This is a genomic window from Streptomyces olivochromogenes (genome assembly GCF_001514115.1).
Classification (GTDB): Bacteria; Actinomycetota; Actinomycetes; order Streptomycetales; family Streptomycetaceae; genus Streptomyces; species Streptomyces olivochromogenes.
On sequence record NZ_KQ948539.1, the window covers coordinates 1 to 907 of the forward strand.

Here is a 907-nt window from a genome sequence, read left to right on the forward strand (position 1 = left end):
CCTAGGGCGTGTATCGAGTCGCGATCAATCTGCGGGGCTCGCCCTCGTGGCGGGACCTGGACTGGTAGACCTTCTTGCGTGACTCGAGTGCAACTGGTTGACAGGGAATGGGAGTTCATCGAGCCGTATCTGCCGATCGGCGAGTACGGCCCGTACCCCGAGCGGCTGCGGCAGCAGTTCGAGGGTGTGATCTGGCGGTTCAAGACCGGCGGGCAGTGGCGGGAGATGCCTGAGGAGTTCGGTGCCTGGCCAACCGTCCATAACCGCTTCCGGCAGTGGCGTGATGCGGGTGTCTTCGAGGCCCTGCTGGAGGGCCTGATCGCGGAGGCGGCGAAGCGGGGGGAGGTGGACCTGTCCCTGGTCAGCATTGACTCCACTACCGCGCGTGCTCACCACGATGCGGCCGGGATGCACCTGGGCGAGGACGTTCTCGGCGCCCTGGAGAAGGCTGCCGCCGAGGCGGAGAAGGCCAGATCAAAAGGGGCGGCCACGAAGAACAAGACGGACGGAATGCCAAGATCGATCCCGAGCGGGAAGAACGACGACGCATCCGGCGTCGGCGGAAACTCCGGCTGAAGGCCGCTCTCCTGGGACGTTCCAGGGGTGGGCAGACCAGCAAGGTCCACCTCGCCGCCGACCGGAAGTGCCGACCGCTGGCGTTCGTGCTGACCGCGGGGCAGGCCGCGGACAGCCCGCAATTCATCCCCGTCCTCAGGAAGTTACGGGTGCGAGGCCCCGCCGGGCGCCCCCGCACCCGGCCGGACGCGGTCGCGGCCGACAAGGCCTACTCCTCCCGCGGCAACCGCGCCCACCTGCGCAGACGCGGCATCAAGGCAGTGATCCCGGAGAAGAGGGACCAGGCTGCCCACCGGAAGAAGAAGGGCTCCGGCGGCGGTCGGCCCGTCAG

At 68.4% G+C, this 907-nt stretch carries 1 pseudogene; it reads left to right on the top strand.

Going from position 1 to position 907, the window contains the following annotated elements:
• Nucleotides 1–78: 78 nt before the first annotated feature.
• A pseudogene (locus AQJ27_RS54475) lies at nt 79–907 on the top strand (transposase); the annotation flags it as partial.